A 23,829-nucleotide genomic window follows, 5' to 3' on the forward strand; every position below is an offset into this window, starting at 1 on the left:
CGAGCCATGATCCGCTCATACCTATCCGATGTCATCGATCACTGGACCAACAGTCGAGACCGCGCGCTGCGCCAAACCAACGCTGCGACCCTCAGACAAATGTCCCACCTGCCCCCACATCTTGTAGCTGACGTCAACGCGCGCGGCTTTCCACCCGACACCGCCCTTCCACAAACCGGAACAACGGCAACCGTCAACTTTTCTTATGGATGCTATAAAATCTATTCGTTTGAATGATGAGTGACACAGGCCCATATCAGCGTGACCAACATCAACACAACCAAAAGGAGATCAATCATGACCACCATCAGCTATAGACGCCCTTCCCACGGGCGCCCGTCGTTTATCCTCTTCAGCGGCACGCTTTCCCGCCTGTCCGCCTACGTTCTTTCGCTGGCCGATCGCTGGTCTGAGCATCAGGCTGCCAGGCAGATCGAAGCGATGCCATTCGACATGCGCAAGGACTTCGGCTGGCCTGCTGCCGACATTTCGAGCGACCGCAAATGATGCGACAAAATACGACATTTCCGGTCGATTTCAGGGCGACGCTCGGCTGATTAGCAGCGTCGCCAATCCAACCTTCAGTAATATATTAATCGTTATATTTCATGGACTTATGAGTCTTACCAGATCCTATATCGTAAGCTTCTGCCTTGACTTTTTTTGACAAATCATAAATCTTTGACGTGACGCAAATAAGCCTTTGTGGCCATCATCTTCCATGAGACTGTCGCTTTCAGACTAATTTTCTGCTGAAATCGATATGAGGAACGCGGGCATGGTGGTAGCGCAGCATCAGGTGGAGCAAGGCAAGACGCCCGGCAAGAAACGCTCGATCGTTTTCTTCCTTATCCCGCACTTTACGATGCTGCCATTTGCGGCAGCGATCGAGACATTGCGCATTGCCAACCGTATGCTTGGCTATACTGCCTACAGCTGGCGACTTGCCTCGACCGACGGCGACAAGATCTATTCATCGAGCGGCATTGGCATCGAGGTCAACTCGTCGCTGGCCGATGAGCGACGTTATCTGGGCGGAGAGAGCCGGCCCAGTATGGTGCTCGTCGCCTCCGGCATCTATGTCGAGGAGTTCCAGAACAAATCTGTCAATGCCTGGCTAAGAGAATCCTACAACCGCGGCGTCGCCGTCGGAAGTCTCTGTACGGGCGCCCATGTGCTCGCCCAGGCGGGTCTCCTGAACGGCAAGCGCTGCGCAATCCACTGGGAAAACCTGCCGGGCTTTGCAGAAGCCTTTCCTCAGGCCGAAGTCTATGCCGACCTGTACGAAGTCGACAGCAATCTCTACACCTGCGCCGGCGGCACGGCCTCGCTCGACATGATGCTCAACCTGATCGGCCAGGATTTTGGCGAGAACCTGGTCAACCGCGTCTGCGAACAGGCGCTCACAGACCGCGTCCGCAGCCCGCACGATCGCCAGCGCCTGCCGCTCCGCGCACGGCTCGGTGTGCAGAATGCCAAGGTGCTGGAAATCATCGAGGTGATGGAAAGCCACCTGTCGGAACCCTTGTCGCTGCTCGACATCGCCGACGACGCCGGCCTGTCGCGTCGCCAGATCGAGCGGCTGTTCCGACAGGAAATGGGCCGTTCCCCTGCCCGCTACTATCTCGAGATCCGCCTCGATCGAGCAAGGCACCTTCTGGTGCAGTCGTCGATGCCGGTGGTCGAAGTCGCCGTCGCCTGTGGCTTCGTCTCCGCCTCGCACTTCTCGAAGTGTTATCGCGAACTCTACAACCGCTCGCCGCAGCAGGAGCGGGCCGAGCGCAAGCTGACCATGTCGAACGTCCGCACCGGCGTCGTCATCTGAAGCCGGATAACGGCTACCGTCCCTCTTCCGCCGCCATCCTGGTATCGGAGAAGACGCGATTGCGCCCGCGGTGCTTGGCCATATAGAGAAACTGGTCGGCAGCGTTGAGGTAATTCTCGAACGTCTCCTGGGCGTTGATCGACGCTATGCCGATTGACACGGTCACCGACAACGCCTCGCCGTCTGCCTGGATTTTCAGGCCAGAGATATTTTCGCGCAGTTCCTCGCAGAACTCGGTTGCGACGGATGAGTCCATGTCCGCGAACAGGATGGCAAATTCTTCGCCGCCGATCCGCGACAAGAGGTTGCGGCTGCCTTCCAGAAACGTCTGCAGCCGTGTCGCGACCGCCTTCAGCACCTGGTCACCGATCTCGTGACCGTAGGTGTCGTTCAACCGCTTGAAATGGTCGATATCGAGGATACCGATGGATGGTCGTGTCTCCAGCCTGAGACAGTCATTGGCAAGGCGCGGACCCTGATCGAAGAAGTAACGCCTGTTATAGAGGCCGGTGAGATAATCGACGGAGGCGGCGGCGCGCAGCTGGCGCATTTGCGACAGCGTGTCGATCACCCGGCTGATCCGGTATTTAAGCTCTTCGGCAACGAACGGCCGACGCAGGAAATCCGTGGCACCAGCTTTCAGGTACGCCGTTGCGGCCAATCGGTCGTCCGACGCAGATAGGCCGATGACCCGCAGGCGATCGGAATTCCGCCTATGGGTGATCTGCCGTGTCAGTTCCCATCCCGTCCCGTCCGGCAGCGCATCGTCGATCAGGACCAGCTCGATCTCGGAATACTGATCCAGCGCCTGGATAGCGGCAGCACCGCTCGCTGCTTCATAGACCTCGAAGCGCTGCATCTCGAGACTGTCGACGAGCATCTTCCGGGCCACGGGCATCGCGTCCACGACGAGCACCCTCGTCTTGCTGTTGGTAATCGAACGACGCACAGAAGCCACGAGATTGTCCGCCGCCTGCGTATTGTCCTTCAGTACGTAGTCGATAATGCTGCGCTCCATCAACCGGTCGCGCATGTCGATATCGGCCGCTGCGGTAAAGACGATGCTCGGCACCCTTTGGTCGAGGAGCATGTCGAGTGCTTCGCCGTAGGCAGCATCCGGCAGATTGAGATTGACGATGGCCAGGCTGAAACCGTGATCGCTGGCGCGAATCGTCGTTTCCAGCGTCTTCATGGATGTACAGAGCGTGACATCGAGATTGAGCTCGATGCGGAAACGTTGGGAGAGCATCGAGCCGAACATGCGCGAATCCTCGACCAGGAGAACCTTCTGGCCGCGTCTCGCCGCAGGGCTCAGGTCCCGCGAGAATTTTTCGAACAACAGGTCGCTCATTGCCGGCAGTCCCTCCGGCAATGGGACAGGCCCACGTTCTGCGTGGGCAGCGGGACAGTCAGCAGATTACGACAGGGATTTATGAACACCGGGGTCCAACAGTTTGTAACTAGTCACCGCGAAGTGGGCATGAACGGGCCCCGAAGCGCCCGTTCTTTCTCAGGCATAGGCCTTTTGCTGGCGCATCGACTGGATCTGCAGCAGGGTATCGAGGTTCTGGTTGACCCTGCAGTAGAATTCCTCGTCGATGAACGGCCGCAATATGAAGTCGTTGCCACCGGCCTTCAGGAAGCGGGCCGACAGCAGCCGATTGGTCGACGACGACACGCCGATGATCCGCAGCTGATGCGAGCCGATGCTGGAGCGGATGCGCCGCGTCAGCTCGAATCCGTCGATGTCGGGCATGTTGTAGTCGGTGATCATCAGGCCGATGTCAGCATTGGCCTTGAGGATTTCCAGCGCCTTGGATCCGTTCTCGGCAACGCTGACGCGGAAATTGTAGCGCTTCAGGCGGCTGCTGAGAAGCGCGCGCGCTGTTGCGCTGTCATCGACGATCAACACATGGTGGCGGTGATTGGTCAGGAAGCGACAAACCGATTCTGCCAGCAGGTCGACCGCGAAGATGTTGTCTTTGAGGATGTAGTCGACGATATCCTTGGCGAGCAGCGCGTCGCGCATGCCCTCATGGAAGGTGCCTGTGAAAACGATTGTCGGGATGCTGAGGTCGGTCAAGTATTCCAGCGCCTCGCCATTCTCGGCACCCGGAAGATTGATGTTGGAGATCGCCAGCTTGATCGGCTCGGGCGACTTATCGTAGGCGAGCTGCAAATCTTCGAAGTTGCCGCAGATCTCGATCTCGATATCGAAAAGCTCTTTCAGCCTCTTGCTGATCATCGCGGTAAAGACATGCGAGTCTTCGGCCAGAAGTATGCGAGCCCCCGCAAAGGTCCCACCCGAATATTGCATTCCGGAAATGCCTAAAAATGCCATGACTAACCTTCGATGAGACCTCACTGACCGAAGAATAAGGCAAAGCATTTGAGTTTGTGTTAATTTTGCGACGACTTATGTAAATCACCATTCAGCTGCAGCAAGTCTGCAGCATTACAGAGTAGATCAGGACTGCACTTCAGGTTTGCCATCGACTTTACGCCGGCTGGGCCTGGTGCGTGTCTCCGCTGGCACCGGCGCTTCTGGCGGCTGGATCGGCGGCTCGACGATGTCATCGGCCTTTTCCGTGCTTTCAGGTAGCGTGGCTTCCACCCGCTGTCTTTCCGCGCGACGGCTGATGTGCAATTCCTGCTGCGGGTAAGGCATGTCGATGCCTTCCTTCTTAAAGCGCTTCAGGATGGCAATGCGCAGGTTGTTGCGGATAGGCATGCCATCGGAGAGGTCAGCCAGGTAGAACCGCATCTCGAAGTCCAGCGACGACGGACCGAAGCGGAGGAACTCGACGTGCGGCTCCGGGTTTTTCAGCACTTTGGGCACTGCCTTGACCAGTTCCAGCAGGATTGCCATTACCTGCTCCGGGTCGCAGTCATAGCCCACCGAAACCGGGATTTCGGAGCGCGCGAGCCTATTACGGTGCGTCCAGTTGCCGACCGACGCATTGATCAGCTCGGAATTCGGCACGATGATCGATTGCTGGCGAAAGGTCTCGATCTCCGTCGCACGGACGGAAATACGCTTGACGATACCCTCCGATGTCCCGGAAACGATCCAGTCGCCGACCTTGAACGGCCTCTCGACGAGAAGAATGAGGCCAGAGACGAAATTGGAAACGATGTTCTGCAGGCCGAAACCGATACCGACGGACAGCGCACTGGCAACCAGCGCAAGGCTCGACAGATCGATGCCGGCAGCAGAAATGCCGATGACGGCGGCAATCGCCACGCCGAGATAGCCGATGCCGGTCTTGACCGAGTTGCGGACGCCGAGATCGACCTGGCCACGCGCCATGACCGTGCCGTCCAGCCAGCGCTGGAACCAGCGGGTAACGAGGTAGCCGCCGATGAAGAACAGGATGCCGGCAAGGATACCGACGAGGGAGATCCTGATGCTGCCGAGCCTTATCTCGGTGAACAGCCGATAGAAGAAGATTTCCAGATCCTGAACGTGGAACCCCCACGACAACAGGATGAGCGGGATGCCGGTCATCAGCGCGAAGACATAGATTGCCAGTCCTGCCACGAGGCCCGCCTGGTCGAGCATCGCGGTGCTGATGCTCGCACGGCTCTGCAGAAACCGGCCGACCGATGTCTCGGGGAAATTCTCCTGATCGGACACTGCCTTGCCGAGCAGGATGCCGAGATACATGGTGACGAGGACGGCGCTGGTGACGATCAGCTGCAGCGCGATAAAGCGGGCGAGCCCGACATAGCCGATCACCGCCATGAAGATCAGCGCGGCACCGATGACCCTCAAGATGATGGCGAGTCCGTGCGGCCAGCGTCGGCCCGGAGCCTCGGGATCGCCGCTTCTCGCAAGCATCGGCTTGCCGAACGACACGGCGATGAAGATCAGGCCGATGATCATCGCTGCAGAGAAGCTCTTCGCGACGGTGACGATGACCGGCGAGCCCATCGATTCGCTGATGCGATTGAGGACGAAATCGAGGCCATTGACGATGGCAATGGCGAGCAAGCACCAGCCGACGGATCGAGCGCCCTTGTTGGAGAGCTTCACGAGCCGCCAGCTGGGCTCGAACGGCGCAAAGACGGCGTTGACGAAGCTTGCTACGAAATAGACCAGCCCGACGAAGCCGAAAACTGCTGAAAACACCGGCGCGATGTCCGGCCGCAGCACATTGAAAGTCTCGAGGAAAAAGAACGAGAGCACGAGAAAGGCAGCCACCGACAACGCCCGGATCATCGTCGACCAGAACGCGATGGAGAGCCGGCTCATATAGGAGGGAGCCTCGATCGTCTCGTCACGGAAGAAGTATCGCCCGAAAAGCCGGTACCCCCCGGCCATGAAGATCAGCGCTGCGGCAAGGGACAGGAAAACAGCTGTAAACAGCGGGATCCGTTTGAATTTCCAGACGAACGTACCCCAGCTCGAGAGAGCGTTGCGAAAGTTGACAGCCTCCTGCACGAGCGCCTGGCCGGCGTCGTCGAAGGTCGACAGCGAGAGTTCGGTACGGCGAAAGAGGGTATCGGCAAAAAGGCGCCGTCGGAGCTCGGTGATCTGACCGGACACCCGATTGGCACTGGCCGTCAGATTGTCGGCATCGCCCATCACCACGTTGATCTGCGCGATCGCAGACGTCAGCTTTTCGCGTTCCTGCGTGACGATGGGAGCCTCTGCAGGCTGGCCCTCTTTCGGCGGCGGGCCGATCTGCGTCAGTCGCGCCGTCATTTCGTCGGCCCGTGGCTTCAGGCGCCCCGAGATCTCGGCCGCGGCACGGGTGAGATCGTCAGCCTTTCCGGCAAGGACCACCAGCGCATCGTCATCGGACGCGCCCTGTTTGACACTGTCCTCGAGGGAGGAAAGCTGTTTGCGAGCCTGGGCGATCTCGGCAGCCGTTCGATCGAGGCCGTTGGCCGCAGGCGGTTGCTGTTTTTGCTGGGCATCCGCCGACGGCGCGTCCGGCTTGGTCGCATCGGGCTTCGCTGCATCGGGCTTGGGCGCGTCAGGAGCGGGCGCAGCCGCTGGCGCTGGCGTTGTCTCGGGTGACGATGTCGCCGGAGCCGCCGACTGCTGCGCGCGTGCCGGCAAGGCAACCGCAGTCGCTGACACGGCCAGTGTCAGGAAAAGGACGGAGATCGAATTCAGAAGTGGTCGCAAGCGTCTTCCCCAGGGCAACAGGTCAGTTGGCGAGATCATCGTCATCGCTTGTAAAGCAAACCAAGGCGACAGAAAGGCAACCTTCACAGCACTTGCGAGTCGCGCGCCGCATCGATCAGTCGATAGAGAAATTCAACATCGCCCGCGTGCCTTGGCGATCGGGAGCGTAGAGAATGCTGGACTTCAGGCTGGATGCCATCGCCGTCAGGATCTTGGTCCCGAGCCCTGTGCCCTTGGCCGGAGCCGTCCGGTCGAAGCCGACGCCGTCGTCTTCGACATGCACGCGGAGGCCACCCTGGCCAGTCTGGTCGACAACCACGCGGATTTCACCGGTCTGACCGGCGGGATAGGCGTACTTATAGGCGTTGGTGACGAGTTCGCTGATGATCAGGCCGAGCGTGATCACCTTGTCAGTCGACAGTATGACATCGTCGCACTCGACCTTCACACTATGCGGCCGCTGCTCGTCGCGCATGGACGCCTCGAGTTCGGCAAGCAGGCTCTCCAGATATTCCTTCACCCGGACGGTACCGACCTCGTGGCTGGTGTAGAGCCGCCGGTGGACGCTGGCGATGGCATTGATGCGGATCTGCGTTTCCTGCAGCGCATCGATGGTCACCTGATCCTTGGTGACGGAAGCCTGCATGCGGATCAGCGCGGCCACCAGGCCGAGGCTGTTGGCGATCCGATGGTTGACTTCGGAGAGCAGTAGCTCGGCGCGGTCGCGTTCATGGCGGATCACCGCCTGAGCACGCAACGTGTCACGCCGAAACCGCGCCCGCTCCAACCCTTGGGCCAACGCTGCGGCCAGCAGGTCGAAATAATCGGACGAAACACCCTTCATGACATAGTCGTCAGCGCCAGCCTTCAGAGCGGCAACCGCAACGCCGGCATCTCCCGACCCGGTCGCGTAGATGACCGGCGGGTGATCGGCACCGGAGACGATGCAGGGCAGCAGGTCCAGCCCCGTTTCCCCTTCGAGGAAATGGTCGAGGACAATCGCGTCAATGCCACCTTCGGCAAGACGCGCGAGGCCGGCAGCGCCGTCCTTCGCCAGATGAAGCTCGTAGCCGCGACGCTGCATGTTCTTGCGCGTCAGCACGCCGAGTGCTTCATCGTCGTCTATATAGAGAATATGGATCGCAGCATCCGCCGCAGCATCCAGCTCTATCATTCCACCTCCGGGATCTTCATGACGGCAACGAACATGCCGAGCTGCTGTATCGCATGCACGAACTTGTCGTATTGCATCGGTTTGCTGACATAGACATTGGCGCCGAGGTCGTAGCAACGGGCGATTTCGCGCGGGTCGTCGGTGGTCGTCAGAACGATCACCATTGCCCGCCTCGTGTGCTCGTTGGCCTTGACCTTCTGGAGAATATCCAGCCCGCTCATGTCGGGAAGGTTGAGGTCGAGCAGGATGAGGATGGGCTGCCCACGCGAAGGCTCGCCACTGCCATCCTTGCCAAGCATGAAGTCGAGCGCATCTCCGCCTGTGACAAAGGGCACAATCTCGTTGGTGACGCCGGCGCGACGGATATTCTTCTCGATCAGCCGTGCGTGGCCTTCATCGTCTTCGATCATGATGATCTTGACGGTATTCGGGGAACTCATCATTTCGAATCTTCTCTTTTCAATCGGGCCATATCGGCAGCAATCTTAACTTCGAACGTTGTCCCCTGCCCCAGCTCGGAACTAACGGTAACATCTCCGCCGAGACGCCGGGCCAGCGCACGAACATGGGCAAGGCCAACGCCGTCGCCCGGCATGTCCTGTCTGCCCGAGCGCCGGAACAGTTCGAAAATCCTCTCCTGGTCGCCTGCAGCGATTCCCCGTCCATTATCGCTGATTTCGACGCTCGCGAACATACCGTGGCGCCTGCCGGAAATGGAGATCTTACCGCGCCGTGAGGGGTCCAGGTACTTGATGGCATTGTCCAGCAGGTTGCCGACGATCTGCTGCAGAGCTAGCCGGTCGGACTGCACCTCGGGAAGCACGCCTTGTATATCGACTTCGATCTCGGCCTCGTCGAGCCTGTGACGGAGCGTACCCAACGTGTCCTCGACCAGCTCCGACAGCTTGATCCGATCGCGGTGCAGTTCGCGGTTTCCGGCCCGCGCGAGCACAAGGATCTGGTTGATCAGATTGTCCATCCGACGCATCGAAGTCCGAATGAAACCAAGCGCTTCAGGGATATCCGTGTCGACGGCCTCGATGGCCGCACGACCTTCGATCGTTGTGAGATCGGCATTGTTTTTCTCGAGGTATGACTTGAACACCTGTGCGGCACGATCGAGCTCCTCCGTGAAGCCCATGATGTTGACGAGCGGAGCGCGCAAATCGTGGCTGACGATGTAGGCGTAGGCCTGCAGCTCGTCGTTTGCCCTTTGCAGCCCTTGAGTGCGGGCTACCACGGTCTCTTCCAGCGTTTCGTTCGCACTGGCAAGCTGCAGTCGTGCCGCCTCGATCTGCCTGTGGTGATCGCGGATAAGCTTGAACGCGCCGGCGGCTAGTGCCACGAGCAAGGCCGCACTGACGGCAATGATCGCCGACAGTGACGTTGTCGATGCCCTGAGCGAGGCGATATGGTCGCCCGAATTGACGACGCCGCGCTGCTGGATAACATTGATCTCATGACGGATTTCATCCATCAGCTCGATCCCGACATTCGATTCGACCAACGCTATCGAACCGGCAGTATCGCCGGCGGAACGCAGGTCCACCGTGCGTTTCATCTCCGCGAGCTTTCGATCCATGAGGGATCTGAGATTGTCCAGCGAAGACTGGGGAACGCCGATTTCGAGCAGGCGCGGCGTGAGCGCGGCGATTTCGGCCGGGATCAACACTGCGGATTTTGTGAACGGCGCAAGATAACGCGCATCGCCGGTCAGAAGATAGCCGCGCTGTCCGGTTTCGGCGTCCTGCGCCGAACTCAGCAGGTTGAGCACGCGATTGTTGAGGCGGCTTGCATCGACAGCGCTGTCCGCCTCCTCCGCCGCACGACCGCTGAAATAAAGGGCGCCGAGGACAACAAGGAGCAGCGTTATCGCGCCAACGGTCAGGATCGCAGGGATGGAACTGGAAATCGATTTATTGAAACGTATCATCTTCGCTACGATGCACCCATGCCGACCGTTATCAGGCCAGGCCAGACGAGATGCGCCTGTAGCGACGCCACCGATCCCTTCGGGAACGCCCCTGGATTGAAATGGTTCCCAGGCCTCTGAAAAATAATCGATATTCGTGGCATCTCGTTAGGTCGCCTATTGGAAGCCCGGGTGACTTGGTCTGCCTAGCCCGTCACGGAAACGAGCGCTTCTTCAGCATCCAGCCCTTGCGTCCCGCTCGCCACGAATTGCTCAAGCGTCATATTGTCGAGGATCGTTGCGACGGCGTCGCGAACCACGGTCATCGACCTCCGTACCTGGCAGCCTGCCGGATCGGCACAGTCGTCGCAGGCTTCAAAGGCAGTACGGCTTGCACAACGGATTGGCGCCAGCGGCCCGTCAAGGGTGCGGATCACATGGCCGATACGAATTTCGGCAGCGGGACGAGACAACGAATAGCCGCCTCCCGGGCCCTTCTTCGAGCGCAGCACGCCGGAATTTCGCAACTCCAGCAAAATCGCATCGAGAAACTTCTTCGGAATGTTGTTGCGCAGAGCAACGTCGTTGATGAAGGCGGTTTCGCCCGGGCCCAGACGAGCAAGATCGACCAACGCCTTGAGACCGTATTTTCCTTTTTTTGTCAGCATGAGATTCGCTTACCTGAAGACGCACGACCGCAGCATCTCGCTGATCGGCAATCACGCAAGCTGCGTAACGCCGGGAGAGCGCGCGGGCAAGCCGATATCTCAGAAATTGCAGGCTTATAAGACGATAAAATTGCGTTTGGACGAGAGGCGGCCGCAACCCGCTAGATGCTGTGCAGGCGCTGCGTCGCTGGAAACATTGCACGGACCGTATCTGCAACGCCGGATGCGACCAAGACCGCGTGCTCCGTTACCTGCGGCAGGCCCATCAGTTCGCCGAATGTACCGCGCGCCAGCGGTCCCGATATGAACAGGGATTCCGTCGCCGTGCCGGACGCACCGATCGCTTGTGAATTTGCATTGCAGTCGAGACCGAGTCGCGTTGGGTCGTTCACCAGATAGCCCCGTTCGGCCAGACCTGCCAGGAAGGGCTGGCTGCGAAGGATGCCGCCATGCCCCGGCCCCGTTGTGACCACCACCGCATCGAAATGCCGCTCCACACGCTGGCGCGACCGCCCGAGCCGCAGCACGCAGCGGATGCGATCCTCGTCGATTGAAACTTCGGCCACGGAGCCAGCCAGCACGGTCATTCGACCCTCGGCGATTGCCTCCTCGCTGGCGGCCTCGACTTGCGGCGCGACACGGAACCGGTGGACGTCCCAGAGCGGCCGAAGGTGACGCGCGATCCGCCGCCTCTCCTCGACCGGCAGGCCGCGCCATAGCGCCTCGCCTTGGCCCCTCACCTGATCGATGACCGCATGCCAGCTAAGCCCCTCTCTGCCCGCTTCGCGAATGGCCGCCCGCACGCGTTTGAGAAGTCCTGATGCAGTCTGCGCAGGCTCGGAGGTGAAATCGCCGAACGGATCCTGCGGCATCGAAGGATGACCGCGCGATCGCAAGCCTCGGCGTGATACCGCTGTGATCTGTCCCCGATGGCCTCGCAGGCCAAGCGCTGCAACGACATCGGCCGATGTCAGCCCGTTGCCGACGATCAGCACACGGTCGTCGACACCGATCGGGTCGAGCGCGCCCCGCCGGGTAGGGTCGGCGACGAAGCGCGGATCTCCGGCAAGAACACTGGCAAGCGGCTCCGGTGCGGACGGTGCCGGATGGCTGGTCGCAATGACGAGTATATCGGCGTCGATAACATAACCGCCCTCGCCCGTCAGATGCCACCGGCCATTAAGGCGATCGGCCGAGAGCACGCGCTCGCGAACATGGCGGACGGAACCGCTCTCGACCAGCGGCCGGATCATCGCGTTCATGTAGCGCCCGAACAGACCGCGCCTCGGATAGAGGGCGCCGCTGGCTGCCAGTGCGTCGGGATCGTCGCCAAGAGCCCCGTTCGTATCGATCCAGCGCTGGAAGTGCTCTGGATCATCCGGAAACAGGCTCATGCGGGTGGATGGCACGTTGATGCGGTGGGCAGGCTCGACGGTGTCGTAGGCGAGACCTGCGCCAAGCAATGCCCGTGGTTCGAAGAGCACGATCTGTTGCCTGCCGAACAGACCTGTTCCCGCCAGATGGTAGGCAACCGCCGCCCCTGAAACACCACCTCCAACAATGGCAACAACAGGAATAGTCTCGGGCGAAGAAAGCATCAGCCAGTCCTTTTTATGCATCGCCTGCCGGAAGCCGAACTCTACTCCGGGCGTCGCGCGATCAATATACGCTGGTGGCGGCGTGACAAGGGAAGGGCTTCCCCTCATGAGACGGGCAGCGGAATGTTTTTTCGAGCTTTTCCGCAACCCTGAATTTTATTCATGACGACCCATCCAAAGAGGAGTACACTGGACGCGCTCTTGAGGAGGAGAAAAACATGGAAATCTTCAGACTGCTGACAGCATTCGACTACCTGCTGGTTGCTGTACTCTGCGGCGTATTCGCACTGGCGATGGCCAACGGAAGAAGCCATCGCTGATAAACAAAATCGGCCCGAAGATCTGAGGAGACCTTCGGACCGACATACTCTCGAGGCTCAACCGGCAAGTTTGAATGGGCTGCCGGGCCAAAATTAAAAGGCTGAAGAAACTCAGGTCCTTAAAGCGAGACCTTGGCATTTTCGCCCATGTCGGGCTTCGCGCTCGACATGGCTGCAGCAATCATTTTGACGTAGCTGACCACGGTGCCGGGGCTATCCCAGTATTCCGCATATTTCGGCGTAACTTTCAGCACGCGGATAGACGGATCTTCGGCGCTTTCCCACCAGGCCTTGGCGGGCGTCGAGAAAAGTTCGCGGATCCGCTCCCGGTCGTTAGACACTTCTGCATCGCCCGTCACGGAAACGTACTTCTGGCCCTTCGTGTCGGCAAAGGACAGGCCGACATTATGCCGGCGCTCAATTTCCTCGTCCTTGTGGCTAGCCACATCCGTCAGAAAATAGATCGCATTTTCAATCGGCTCGAAATGGGCTGCCATTGGCCGCGAACGGATGTCCTCGCCGACCCGGGTGGAAAGCATGCAGAAGAGGATCTTCTCCATCAATTCCCAGGTGCGTGCGACCTTTTCGTTTTCCTGTGTCATGACATTTCCTCTTTTGACTAGATGAACGGCTTGCCGCCGGTGACTGCAATAGTGGTACCGGACACATAGCTCGACAGCGGATCTGCAAGCATGACGTAAGCTGTTGCGAGTTCCGCCGGCTGCCCCGGCCGCTTCATTGGCGTTTGCTTGCCGAAGTTGGTAACGTTCTCTTCCGGCATGGTGGATGGGATAAGCGGCGTCCAAATCGGGCCCGGCGCAACGGCATTGGCGCGAATCCCCTTCTCGGCCAGCATCTGTGCCAATCCGCCCGTAAAGTTCTGGATGGCGCCCTTGGTCGTGGCATAGGCAAGCAACGTCGGATTTGGCATGTCGGCATTGACCGAGGTCGTATTGATGATCGAGCTGCCGGGGCTCATGTGTTCGACGGCTGCTTTTGTCAGGTAGAACATAGCGTGGATGTTGACCTTGAAGGTAAGCTCCCACTCGTCATCGGAGATCTCCGCGATATCCTTGAAGGTATTCTGGTGGGCGGCATTGTTGACGAGAATGTCGATGCCGCCGAGTTCGGATACGGCCTTGTCGATGATCGCCCGGCAATGGGCTGCATCCTGGATATCCCCGGGCACGAGAACCGCCTTCCGTCCGGCCTCTTCGACATAGTGCTTCGTCTCCGCTGCGTCCTCGTGCTCATCGAGATAGGAAACGAGTACATCCGCACCCTCCCGCGCAAATGCGATTGCGACGGCGCGACCGATGCCGCTGTCGCCGCCGGTAATTACGGCACGCTTTCCGGCCAGACGTCCGGACCCCTTGTAGGAGCTCTCCCCGTGGTCGGGCTTCGGATCCATCCGGGCCGTCTTGCCGGGGATGGACTGTGGCTGCGTGGGAAATGGCGGCTTGGGATAACCGTTCATGGCCTGTCTCCTTTTGGTCGGCTTGGACCAGACTAACCAGCGTTGCGCGTCATGGTTCCCCACCAAAGTCTCCGAATTCAATCTGAAGGATGGCGGCACTGAAGCCTGCAGGCTGCGGATGAGCGTTCGGCAATTTGTCACGCTCGCCATCGGACGGCACGGATCGGAACTTCAAGGGCCCGAATTTGTTTCTGAACATGACAATGAGAGGATCATCATGACCAACACCCTGCACAAGGCAGACGCGACCGGCAAGCTTGAGCTGGCCAACGAAACCGCGCCAGTTTCCTACAGCGTGACTGTCGCGACCGAAAAAGAGGATGGCAAGTTTGCTGTTACCCTGCTCGTCAAGGCACCCCGCGATTGGTTGCTAAAACGCGGATTCACATCGTCTGCGACCCTCGTCAGGCACGATGGAGACCAGGTCGAACTCCTTCATGATGGCGAACTCGACGTCGGGGAAGCTGTATCGGTCGAGTTATCCGCAGTCGACACCTCCTGCTCCGACGACAGCGAACTGCAGCGCAAGTATCCAGAATTGCGCGGCTGAAGCCGTGCCGAACGTAAGGACCCGCAGAAATGAGGCCAGCCGAGCGAGAGATCGTCTTCTCCAAGCGCGCACTTGCCGCAACGATAACAGGGATCGACAGCGATGACGGCGCCGACGACATGATTGTAGGCCTGTCACTGGGTGAGGCTATCCTGTTCGTCGCCGAAGAGGCAGGTATAGGCGCTTCCAACGCCCATGTTTCTTATGGCGAGAGCAGAACTCTCAGCTATACCGATTGTCTCAGTGTCTATCGAGATTTCGGGCTATCCCTCAAGGCTGACGCAAAGAGTTGAGATGGTGAAACGCAGTGCCGGCGTACTGATCTACCGCTTTGCCACACATGGGGCACCCGAAGTCCTGCTCGTCCATCCCGGCGGCCCCTTCTGGGCCCGCAAGGACGAAGGCGCCTGGTCGCTTCCAAAAGGCGGCATCGAACCGGACGAGGACGATCTCGCCGCTGCCCGCCGGGAGGTCCGCGAGGAGATCGGCACCAGCCTCGACGGTCCGTTCACGCTGCTCGGGGAAATCAGACAGCCTGGTGGCAAAGTCGTCGTCGCTTTTGCGGCCAATGCCGAGATCGATGCAGACGCGATTGTCAGCAATAGTTTCGAAATGCAATGGCCTCCGAAATCCGGCCAGATACAAAGTTTTCCGGAAGTCGACCGCGCCGGCTGGTTCGATCTCGATCAGGCGGAAATCAAGCTGCTGCGGGGGCAACGACCGTTTCTAGAGGCATTCAAGGCATTCATGGAGCGCCTTGACGTCCCTAGTCGTCGAGCGTGATCCACGCGGGAGCATGATCGCTGGCATGCGCCCAGCCGCGGACGTCCCCGTCGACCCCGGCGTCGGACAGCCGCTCGGCCAGCGAGGGACTGAGGAGGAAGTGATCTATGCGTAAACCGGCGTCGCGGGCATAGGCGTTGCGGAGATATTTCCAGAACGTATAGATCCGTTGATCGGGGTGCATCCGCCGGATCCCGTCCGTCCAGCCTTGATCGACGAGTTCCCGGAAAGCGTGGCGGACATCCGGATGAAATAGCGCATCGTCGATCCAGCGCTCCGGATTATAAACATCGAGTTCGGTCGGCATCACATTGAAATCGCCGGCTAGGACGACCGGGATTTCGAGTTCCAGAAGCTCTCGCGCGTAGTCTGCGAGGCGCTGGAACCAGGCTAGCTTGTATTCGAACTTCGGGCCCGGTTGCGGATTGCCGTTCGGAAGGTACAGGCAGCCGACCAGGACGCCGCCGATTGCCGCCTCGATATAACGGCTCTGTCCATTGTCATCACCGGGCAACCCGCGTCTGGTCTCCAGCGGCATAGCGTCCCGCGCCAGGATTGCCACGCCGTTCCAGCTTTTCTGGCCATGCCAGATCGCCCCGTAGCCCGCCCCCTCGATCTCGCGCGCCGGAAAGCGGATGTCTGGCGCTTTCAATTCCTGCAAACAGACGATGTCCGGATTGAATTCGTCGAGCCAGCGCAGCAGGTTTTCGAGCCGGCCATTCACGCCGTTTACATTGTAGGTCGCGATTTTCATCTGACAGCGTCCCTCCGCGTTGCAAGCCGCAACTCTCGCATCGCCAACGGGTCAGGCTGCAAAAGGATGCATGCGGCCTGCGATGACCTTGCAATTCCACTCCCTCGGTCGACCCGGGAAAAATCTGCTTTTATCTTTTCCGGTCCATGCTATCAGGGGGGATCGACAGGGGTGCTCCGTATTGCCGGGGCTGAGACCGAAGCGTGCATGCTTCCAAACCCTAAAAGCTGATCTGGATAATACCAGCGGAGCGAGGCGGGCTAAAATGTTTTCAGGCGCACAAATATCACTTTATCCGATGACCGACGATTTCGTCGGCGTCATCCACGGCGCGCTCGGCGCTCTGGACCCCTATCGTGACCAGATGCGGGTTTCGACCGACGATCTATCGACGCTGCTGGTCGGCTCGACGGACGTGCTTTTTCCAGCGATGCGCGACCTCTTCGTGGCGGCAGCCTCATCGGGCAAGCATTGCGTACTGCACGCCACGGTCTCGCGCGGCTGCCCCGGCGAACCCGACGATCCGATCTGCACGCCAAGCACCAGCATGGTCAGCACCCTTCCGCTCGAAGAACGCAAGCAGGCGGCTCTCGCAGCCGTTCGCAAAACGCCCCTGACGGGAGAGACTGTCTCCGCGCAATTCTCGCTCTACGTTCTCGGCATCGATCAGCACATGGACGAGATCTACGGCTGCATCGACTTCCTCAAGCACTCCGGCGTGTTCCACAGTTCGAAGAACTTCTGCACCAAGCTGCGCGGCGACGCCGGCGCCATCTTTGCGACGATCAACGAGGCCTTCTGCCGCTTTGGCCCGACCATTGGCCACGTCACGCTCGATATCACTGTATCCGCCCATAGCCCCTCGTCATCCTGACATCGACGGGGGACGCCTGCATTACTGTCGAGGATCGATGCCGAGGTCCCGCGCCGGTTTCGGTTTGGCGAATAGATAGCCCTGAACCTGCGTGCAGCCGATCTCCTGGAGGACGGCGAACTGCTCCTCGGTCTCCACGCCCTCCGCCGTCGTCGACATCCCCAGGGTCTGGGCAAGAGCGGTGATGAGCCGGACGACGGACAGTGATTCCGAATGCAGGGTCAACTCGCGGATGAACGACCGATCGATCTTGATCTTGTCGAAGGGGAAACTTCTGAGATTGGACAGCGACGAATAGCCGGTACCGAAATCATCCATAGCAATCGAGATGCCGAGTTTCTTGAGGGCCAGCAAGGTCGACGCCGTATGGGCGCCTGCATCGAGCAGGACGGATTCCGTGATTTCCAGCTCCAGCCGGCCTGCCTCGAGCCCGCTATCCGTCAGGGCCGCGACGACCGTCTGGATCAGGTTGTCGTTACGGAACTGGATCGGAGAAAGATTGACGGCGACCGTGATGTGGTCAGGCCAGCGCACGGCATCGGCGCAGGCCTGATTGAGCACCCACGCACCGAGCGCGCCGATCAGCCCAGTATCCTCGGCAATCGGGATGAAGTCCATTGGCGGGATTTGACCCATCCGGGGATGGTTCCACCGTAACAGCGCCTCATAGCCGGATACCTGACGCGTCGCGGTGTCCACGAGAGGCTGGTAGTAAACTTCCATCTCGCGCCGCTTGAGCGCTTTGCGCAGATCAACTTCCAGCGCCTTTCGCGCCAGCAGCCGCTCGTCCATGTCAGGACGGAAGACGCGCACGCGTCCCTTGCCTTCGGCCTTGGCCTCGTACATGGCCAGATCCGCGTATTTCAACAGTTCTTCCGGATCCGAGGAATGCTGGGGAAACTTTGCCACGCCAACGCTGGCGCCAATGGTCACCTCGTGATCGTCCAGCAGGTAAGGACGCGTCAGCTCTGCAACCAGCCGGATCGGCAGCTCAAGGCCCTCCTTCTCGCTGGCTTCCTCGCTCAAATCCTCGTTGGCTTTGAGAATATTGATGACAGCAAACTCATCGCCGCCGATGCGGGCGACGACATCTCGGGGGCCGACATGGGCGAGCAGGCGCTGCGATACCCGCTGCAGAAGCTCGTCTCCAACGTGGTGCCCCATCGTATCGTTGACATCCTTGAAGCCGTCGAGGTCAAGGAAACATACGGCCACCGCGTCGCCGTCGCGCTTTGCCTCCTTCAGCTTGCGCTCCAGCATCTCCATGAACAGCACCCTGTTCGCCAGATTGGTCAGCGCATCGTGATGGGCCATGTGGGCGATGCGTGCATCCAGCCGACGCCGCTCCGTGATGTCCTCGTAGGTAGCAAGCCAGCCGCCTTCCGGCAGCGGCTCGTGGGTCACCACGTAGGCCTTGCGATCGGAAGCCTCATGCATGAAGACGCCGCGTCGCGCTTCCTTGATCAGCGGAATCTGGAGGGCAAGAAGCTGTTCGAAGGTCGAAGAACCCGACCCGGACCCGGAGGTTTTGGCAATGCTGTCAATGGACGTACCGCTGGCGATGCCGCGCGGCCGCGCCGCCATTGTCGAGAAACGGTCGTTGCAGACGATCATGCGGCCGCCCTTGTCAAACATGCACAGCGCCTGCGTCATGTTGTTGAAGGCCGTCAGATAGCGGAAATTCTGCGCGTCGGTTTCCCGCGATGTGCGCTGCAGCTCTTCCGTTGCCCTGTTGAGTTTGTCGCGCGCGCGCGCAAGCAGCCGGTTGTGCTGGACAAGAAGGATGATCAGAGCGATGCCGCAGAGGATGAGGCCAGCGGTCAGGCCCGTATAGATCAGATGCAGCCGCTCCAGACCGGCCTCGTCTTCATCGATCTTCTTAGCACCGCTTTCGATTGCAGCTGAACCGAGCGCAATGACATCGGGCTCGATATCGGAGAGGATCTTCAGTGCCGGCTGGGGATCGAATGGCGCCGTATCGCTCGTCGGCATCGAACGGTCGATCGTATCAAGCGCCGTTTTCAGCTGTTCAATGGCCACCTTGTTGAAATTGTCGTTGCGGACAAAGTTTCGAAAGGTGGCATTTTCCAATACGCCGAGACGATTGAACATGATGTCCAGCCGAAGCCGCACATCTTTCAACGACACGCCGCTACCCGGGACCGAATAGGCCAGCAGCGTCTTTTCAAGCCGCAGCAATTCCGAAGACGTCTGGCTGACGCTCCAGGTCTCGTTATAGCCTGCGACCTGATGCAGGGCTTCCTGCCGCTCGATGATCACATAGGAGAGATAGGAAGAAGAAAGGACGAAAAAGCAGACCACCCCGGCGAGCACCCACTGGATCTTCCTGAACGCAACGGTGGTGCTTCGCAACGCCTGTTACTCCACGACGAGCTTGGCGAGTTGCCAGGCTGATCGGCCGTAATATGTCTGCGTCTGCAACTCGCTGTTGCTGTCGAACGGATAGACGATAAACAGCGGTCCCTTGTCGCGAACTGGCATATATTGACCGTCGCGCTTAATCGCCAGCATTGTGCCGTACTCGGCGAAATCGGAAATCGGGATGTTGATGGCGTAGTCGTTGAGTGCGACTGCGCGGACGCTTGTGCCTTTGGCGCCGACCATCTTCATCAGCTTGTCCATAGGCACGCCCTCGAACGTCACCACGCCCTCGTACCAGGGCGTCTTGGTCGACATCTTTTCCATGCCGAGGGCCTCCAGCATAGGCAGGTCGAACTGCGCAGTCCCCGCAACATTGGTGTTTGTGATGTCACCCGAAATCACCAGGATCGGCGCAGACTTCGGCGCAGCAAGAGATTGCGCCATTGAGGCCGATGACACCGCAAGACCGACGGCGACTGCGATAACCGCCCAAAATAACTGTCGCAAGAAAAGCTCCGATTCGAATAATTTTAAAATATGTGCGCTTGAAAATTCTTAATCCGGTAACCCCGAAAGGTCAGTTATCACCCGATCAATCATTTGCAACTGCTCTTGCTGCCGGGCAATCTCCCAAAGCCGGTCTTGGCCAGGCAGATCACTATCTACAGCGCGCCTGACGTGCAGGCTGGCATTTTGATCCCGGCTCAATTGCACTGAAAAGTTCTGTATTCTGCCGGCGCAACCCTTCAGCGAGCACTTTTGTTCCAGACTTTTGAAAAAGACCTGGCTTGGACAACATTAAGGGCTTGGACAGCACTAAGGGCGATCGACCTGGTGGATGGCAGAGACCTTGATCCGCCATCCGTCGAGTTCGAATGTCCCGTCCCGGCTTGTGACCGCACGGACAATATCCGCATCGGTAATTTTCGCCTTTTTCGGGGCCGTCTTGCCAACGATGGCCCGCAGGCGTGGCAGGGTGAGTACGCCATTATGCAGCGCAATGCCCCTGTAATGAACAGAAGCGTGAAAAAGCGTGGAAGCCTCGATCATCATCACCTCCCTGATCGACCATCGGCGATCCTCCTCGCAGGTCCCGATACCCATAACTTAGTAACATGACGCATTCGGCACAATGGTGGGGTTATCGGATGACGCGTTAAGCGCGAAATTCCTTAACGAATTTTATAGAATTCGCGGAAAGGTCCAGACGGGAACGTGCGTACCAAGACCGTAGGTATCCTCGAAGAATACCTACAAAAAATTGATTTTAAAGAGAATTTGGTGGGTGATGTAGGGCTCGAACCTACGACCCGCTGATTAAGAGTCAGCTGCTCTACCAACTGAGCTAATCACCCGCACCGCTTGTTCTTCCGGTGTGAGGGCGATATAAATAGGATCGCTTTCATTGTCCAGCCGATTGACGAATTTTCTTTGCCGAATTGTCAAAAAAAACCGGATAAGTCAGAAAATCCTTTAAAATCAAAGATCCAGCGTTCCGGACGCGATACGAACAGCTTGTCCGCCGATACGCGCATTGGAGATTTCGCCATTGGTGACATCGATGTGAAGATGGATGAGCGACGGCCTGCCCATCTCAACGCCCTGCTCGACGATGATCGGATGATGGCCATCCGGCAACCGGTCGAAGTGGTGGATGGCGCCGGATAGCGCAGCGACTGCGGACCCCGTTGCCGGATCCTCGACGATACCCATGCCGGCGGCAAACATCCGCGCATGGAACTTTGCGGTGTGGTTGACCGCGCCTCGGCAGTAGAGGTAGGCCGAGGCCAATGCCCCGTCGACGAAGGGCACAGTCTTCTCCCAGAGCTGCGGATCGAACTCCACACGCCCGGCGGTGCCGATGTCGCGCACGGGAATGAGCAGAAACGGCACGCCCGCCGACCACAGCGACACGACGTGATTCTCGAAGGCGAGTTCGCTCGGCTGCAATCCCAGGGCATTGGCTATACCGAGCCTGTCGAGCGGCAGGGTGATCTGCTGCGATTTGCGCGGCAGGTCGAATTCGGCAAAGCTCGCCTGTCGCTGGCGGAGGCGAACGGCGCAGCGCACCGGTCCGACCTTCTCCTCGAGCACGCACACCAGATCGAGTTCGCCGCCATTTCCGGCATGATTGCGCTCGGCAAGAGCTATAGCGGTGCCGACGGTCGGATGGCCGGCAAACGGCAGTTCACGCCCGGGCGTGAATATCCGCAAGCTGGCGCTGTGGGCAGGATTGGTCGACGAGCAGACGAAGACAGTCTCCGAAAGGTTCATCTCTCTCGCGATCGACAGCATTTCCGCGTCGCCGAGCCCGTCCCCGTCGAAGATCACGGCCAGCGGATTGCCGGCCAGTTTGCGATCGGTGAACACATCGTAGATGCCGTAACTGCGAGCCAAATCAGCCTCCTGAAATCTTCGACGACGGGCAACCTGCCCGACCGCGCTGCCAAGTGCAAGGCGACTGGCTCAAGCCTGCCGATTGAAATACCAGTCGAGGATGGTCACCATACTCCCGTGGTAGGGCTGAGCCTTCGGATCGGCCGAACGAATGACCACAGCGCCGGCAATTTCCTGCTCCTCGTCGTCAATCATGTGCCGCTCGATTGCCGCCACCAATTCTTCCGCCGTCTGCGAAAAACGGAAAATGCGAAACAGCGTGACGGTGCTGTTCTGGTGGACCCCGTAATATCCGCCATCGGCCGTCGCAAGGTCCAGATCGAGCCCGGTTTCCTCCCCTACCTCGCGACGCATATTGGAGGCTATGTCGCAGAAACCGTCGACGATATCGTGTTCGTCTAGCGAGCCGGCAGCAAAATACACCTGGCCGGGATTGGCGGTATGCGCGCCCATCCTGATTGCCACCAGCGCCCCATCGGAGCTTGCTATGACGGGATAGCCGAACAGATGAAAGCCGCCGCTGCGATCCGCCTGCTTGCGCCACCACATGAAGGACGAGAACGGCACCACGTGCCCCTCGCCGCGAATTCCGGCAGAGGTGATCTCCAGACGTCGCTGGAACACCATCCGGCCGTCGAACAGCGTCGGGTTGGCGGCAATCTCCGCTGCCCAGTTGGCCGTGATGGCATCGGCATTGGCAAGATGGACCGGATGGTCGCCGGCCAGCACCCGCAGTTCTACGGCAGGAACCGCAAAAACAGTCTTCTCAGGCGGCCATCCGGCGGTTTCTTCGATGCGTGTCGTGTTCATTATAAATTCCAGTGTCATGAGGTCGGAAAGTCGAGATGCGTGCTGCCTGTGCAAGCCACCGCATCAATGGCATCTCGATATCGGGAAATTTAGCCGGCCTTTCCTGTGACGGTCGATTTGAACTTGCCCATGAGGTAGGGGCCGGAAAGGACAGGGGCATATTTCGGGCTATCGCCTGGCGCCACGCACGATGGCAAGCAGGAGATTTCCGAAAACCAGTTCGGCTGGTGAAAGAAGGCCAATGACTGGCGACGCTGTAGCCCACCCTCCTCCGCAGACGGATTGACCACCCTGTGCATAGTCGAGACCCAGCGGTCGTTTGTCCACAGCGCCATAAGATCGCCTATGTTGATGACAAATGCACCGGGTACTGGCGGCACCGGTGTCCAGCTGCCGTCCGGTGCGATGATCTCAAGGCCTTTGGACCCCGGCTGCGGGAGCAGGATCGTCAGGCTGCCATAGTCCGTATGCGCACCCGCACGCAGTTGCCCCGGTTTGGGAGACACTGCCTGTTCCGGATAATTGAGAGCTCTGAGGGCGCTGATGGGAGCGTCGATATGGGCATCGAAAAAATGTTCGTCGAGCTGCAGTGCCGTCGCGAACACCCGCATGATCCGCGCAGCCAGGTCTTCCATTGCGGTATAGTAGTTCTTCCAGGCCTCGGTGAAACCCTGCGGCGCAGATGGCCAGATCGTCGCCGCATAGCAAAAGCTAAGCGCCTCCGTATCCGTCATACCCGGCGGTACGGCCAGCGGCCCGCCATTGAAACTCTCTTTCAGATCAGGCGGTGTCTCGACGTTACGCGATTTCGCCAGCGCTTCCGTGCCGGGCCCGAGATAACCGTAGGGGTAGCCAGGATAAGGGGCACTGGCCTGCTGTTTCTCTGCCGCGGGCAAGTCGAAGAAGGCCTTTGTCGTAGCCCAGATGTCCTGAATAATGCCGTCGCTGATGCCGTGGTTGGCGATTGCCAGGAAGCCTGTCGAGCGGCAGATATCATCGACGACATTGCCAAGCCTTCGCTTATCGGAAGCCCCTGCAGCCTCATAGGCGCCGAGATCGAAGATTGGAAAAGCTGTGCTCTGCATGGCGACTCCTTTTGAACGACACTCGACTGAAACACAGCTGGCAGAGGGCGACAACCACCTCATGAGGGAGATCGCCATTCAGT

The 23,829-nt window shown here is 59.3% G+C and carries 24 protein-coding genes, 1 tRNA gene and 1 riboswitch; of the genes, 7 read left to right on the forward strand and 18 right to left on the reverse strand.

The genetic code is table 11. From position 1 onward, the window contains the following. The first annotated feature begins 6 nt into the window (after positions 1 to 6). From EQW76_RS03760 to EQW76_RS03770, 3 genes are all read left to right on the forward strand, one after another. Positions 7 to 237, forward strand: coding sequence for a hypothetical protein (locus EQW76_RS03760; protein ID WP_142823108.1), 231 nt, complete (start codon positions 7 to 9; stop codon positions 235 to 237). A gap of 60 nt (positions 238 to 297) precedes the next feature. Beyond that, on the forward strand, positions 298 to 507 hold the full coding sequence (locus EQW76_RS03765) for a hypothetical protein (protein WP_142823109.1): 210 nt from the start codon (positions 298 to 300) through the stop codon (positions 505 to 507). Positions 508 to 778: 271 nt separating this feature from the next. Then, complete coding sequence (locus tag EQW76_RS03770; RefSeq protein ID WP_142823110.1) at positions 779 to 1,825, forward strand: GlxA family transcriptional regulator; 1,047 nt, start codon at positions 779 to 781, stop codon at positions 1,823 to 1,825. A 13-nt stretch (positions 1,826 to 1,838) separates the two neighbouring features. Here EQW76_RS03770 and EQW76_RS03775 read toward each other — a convergent pair whose 3' ends face one another. The 10 genes from EQW76_RS03775 to EQW76_RS03820 form a co-directional block, all read right to left on the reverse strand. Next, positions 1,839 to 3,176 (reverse strand): diguanylate cyclase, encoded by a 1,338-nt coding sequence (locus EQW76_RS03775; protein ID WP_142823111.1) that lies wholly within the window; start codon positions 3,174 to 3,176, stop codon positions 1,839 to 1,841. Positions 3,177 to 3,335: 159 nt separating this feature from the next. After that, positions 3,336 to 4,166 carry a response regulator gene (locus EQW76_RS03780; RefSeq protein ID WP_142823112.1) on the reverse strand — a complete coding sequence of 277 codons (831 nt, stop codon included), beginning with the start codon at positions 4,164 to 4,166 and terminating at the stop codon, positions 3,336 to 3,338. A gap of 126 nt (positions 4,167 to 4,292) precedes the next feature. Next, a complete protein-coding gene (locus EQW76_RS03785; RefSeq protein ID WP_224127722.1) occupies positions 4,293 to 6,962 on the reverse strand; it encodes a mechanosensitive ion channel family protein in 2,670 nt (889 codons plus the stop codon). Between the two features lie 115 nt (positions 6,963 to 7,077). Further along, a complete protein-coding gene (locus EQW76_RS03790) occupies positions 7,078 to 8,136 on the reverse strand; it encodes a histidine kinase dimerization/phosphoacceptor domain -containing protein (RefSeq protein ID WP_142823114.1) in 1,059 nt (352 codons plus the stop codon). Continuing rightward, positions 8,133 to 8,576 carry a response regulator gene (locus tag EQW76_RS03795; protein WP_202617115.1) on the reverse strand — a complete coding sequence of 148 codons (444 nt, stop codon included), beginning with the start codon at positions 8,574 to 8,576 and terminating at the stop codon, positions 8,133 to 8,135. The genes EQW76_RS03790 and EQW76_RS03795 overlap by 4 nt, the downstream gene beginning before the upstream one ends. Further along, a complete protein-coding gene (locus EQW76_RS03800) occupies positions 8,576 to 10,069 on the reverse strand; it encodes a CHASE3 domain-containing protein (RefSeq protein ID WP_142823115.1) in 1,494 nt (497 codons plus the stop codon). The genes EQW76_RS03795 and EQW76_RS03800 overlap by 1 nt, the downstream gene beginning before the upstream one ends. Before the next feature lie 185 nt (positions 10,070 to 10,254). Next, positions 10,255 to 10,716 (reverse strand): Rrf2 family transcriptional regulator, encoded by a 462-nt coding sequence (locus tag EQW76_RS03805; RefSeq protein WP_142823116.1) that lies wholly within the window; start codon positions 10,714 to 10,716, stop codon positions 10,255 to 10,257. A 161-nt stretch (positions 10,717 to 10,877) separates the two neighbouring features. After that, the gene (locus EQW76_RS03810) at positions 10,878 to 12,314 is read right to left on the reverse strand and encodes an FAD/NAD(P)-binding protein (protein ID WP_142823117.1); all 1,437 of its coding nucleotides are present in this window, start codon (positions 12,312 to 12,314) and stop codon (positions 10,878 to 10,880) included. Between the two features lie 439 nt (positions 12,315 to 12,753). Beyond that, complete coding sequence (locus tag EQW76_RS03815) at positions 12,754 to 13,236, reverse strand: pyridoxamine 5'-phosphate oxidase family protein (RefSeq protein WP_142823118.1); 483 nt, start codon at positions 13,234 to 13,236, stop codon at positions 12,754 to 12,756. Positions 13,237 to 13,253: 17 nt separating this feature from the next. Further along, entirely contained in the window at positions 13,254 to 14,111 is an 858-nt protein-coding gene (locus EQW76_RS03820; protein WP_142823119.1) for an SDR family oxidoreductase, read from the reverse strand. Here EQW76_RS03820 and EQW76_RS03825 point away from each other — a divergent pair. From EQW76_RS03825 to EQW76_RS03835, 3 genes are read left to right on the forward strand one after another with little or no spacing between them, the layout of a single operon-like run. Continuing rightward, a complete protein-coding gene (locus EQW76_RS03825) occupies positions 14,110 to 14,661 on the forward strand; it encodes a hypothetical protein (RefSeq protein WP_142823120.1) in 552 nt (183 codons plus the stop codon). The two genes, EQW76_RS03820 and EQW76_RS03825, sit on opposite strands and share 2 nt — an antisense overlap. Positions 14,662 to 14,690: 29 nt before the next feature. Further along, positions 14,691 to 14,954: a hypothetical protein gene (locus EQW76_RS03830; RefSeq protein WP_142823121.1), complete on the forward strand. Its 264-nt coding sequence runs from the start codon at positions 14,691 to 14,693 to the stop codon at positions 14,952 to 14,954. A gap of 1 nt (position 14,955) precedes the next feature. Continuing rightward, positions 14,956 to 15,444, forward strand: a complete 489-nt coding sequence (locus EQW76_RS03835; protein ID WP_142823122.1) for an NUDIX domain-containing protein — start codon at positions 14,956 to 14,958, stop codon at positions 15,442 to 15,444. Here the strand turns inward: EQW76_RS03835 and xth are convergent. Next, positions 15,428 to 16,198 carry an exodeoxyribonuclease III gene (xth, locus tag EQW76_RS03840; RefSeq protein WP_142823123.1) on the reverse strand — a complete coding sequence of 257 codons (771 nt, stop codon included), beginning with the start codon at positions 16,196 to 16,198 and terminating at the stop codon, positions 15,428 to 15,430. The two genes, EQW76_RS03835 and xth, sit on opposite strands and share 17 nt — an antisense overlap. 157 nt (positions 16,199 to 16,355) lie before the next feature. Further along, a riboswitch (TPP riboswitch) is annotated at positions 16,356 to 16,469 on the forward strand. Here xth and EQW76_RS03845 point away from each other — a divergent pair. After that, positions 16,464 to 17,072, forward strand: coding sequence for a YkoF family thiamine/hydroxymethylpyrimidine-binding protein (locus EQW76_RS03845; protein WP_142823124.1), 609 nt, complete (start codon positions 16,464 to 16,466; stop codon positions 17,070 to 17,072). Its footprint overlaps the riboswitch before it by 6 nt. 21 nt (positions 17,073 to 17,093) lie before the next feature. On the opposite strand, the gene EQW76_RS03850 is transcribed toward EQW76_RS03845, so the two are convergent. The 7 genes from EQW76_RS03850 to EQW76_RS03880 form a co-directional block, all read right to left on the reverse strand. Further along, positions 17,094 to 19,445 (reverse strand): EAL domain-containing protein, encoded by a 2,352-nt coding sequence (locus EQW76_RS03850; protein WP_142823125.1) that lies wholly within the window; start codon positions 19,443 to 19,445, stop codon positions 17,094 to 17,096. A 6-nt stretch (positions 19,446 to 19,451) separates the two neighbouring features. Next, the gene (locus tag EQW76_RS03855; protein WP_142823601.1) at positions 19,452 to 19,898 is read right to left on the reverse strand and encodes a molybdopterin-dependent oxidoreductase; all 447 of its coding nucleotides are present in this window, start codon (positions 19,896 to 19,898) and stop codon (positions 19,452 to 19,454) included. Positions 19,899 to 20,270: 372 nt separating this feature from the next. After that, complete coding sequence (locus EQW76_RS03860) at positions 20,271 to 20,504, reverse strand: hypothetical protein (RefSeq protein ID WP_142823126.1); 234 nt, start codon at positions 20,502 to 20,504, stop codon at positions 20,271 to 20,273. A gap of 229 nt (positions 20,505 to 20,733) precedes the next feature. After that, positions 20,734 to 20,809 (reverse strand) — tRNA-Lys (locus EQW76_RS03865). Between the two features lie 124 nt (positions 20,810 to 20,933). Continuing rightward, the gene (locus EQW76_RS03870; protein WP_142823127.1) at positions 20,934 to 21,851 is read right to left on the reverse strand and encodes a PhzF family phenazine biosynthesis protein; all 918 of its coding nucleotides are present in this window, start codon (positions 21,849 to 21,851) and stop codon (positions 20,934 to 20,936) included. Between the two features lie 69 nt (positions 21,852 to 21,920). Further along, a complete protein-coding gene (locus tag EQW76_RS03875) occupies positions 21,921 to 22,661 on the reverse strand; it encodes an NUDIX hydrolase (RefSeq protein ID WP_142823128.1) in 741 nt (246 codons plus the stop codon). A gap of 89 nt (positions 22,662 to 22,750) precedes the next feature. Continuing rightward, positions 22,751 to 23,746 carry a 2OG-Fe(II) oxygenase family protein gene (locus EQW76_RS03880; RefSeq protein ID WP_142823129.1) on the reverse strand — a complete coding sequence of 332 codons (996 nt, stop codon included), beginning with the start codon at positions 23,744 to 23,746 and terminating at the stop codon, positions 22,751 to 22,753. Positions 23,747 to 23,829 lie beyond the last annotated feature (83 nt).

Source organism: Rhizobium sp. rho-13.1 (assembly GCF_007000305.1).
Taxonomy (GTDB): domain Bacteria; phylum Pseudomonadota; class Alphaproteobacteria; order Rhizobiales; family Rhizobiaceae; genus Rhizobium; species Rhizobium rhododendri.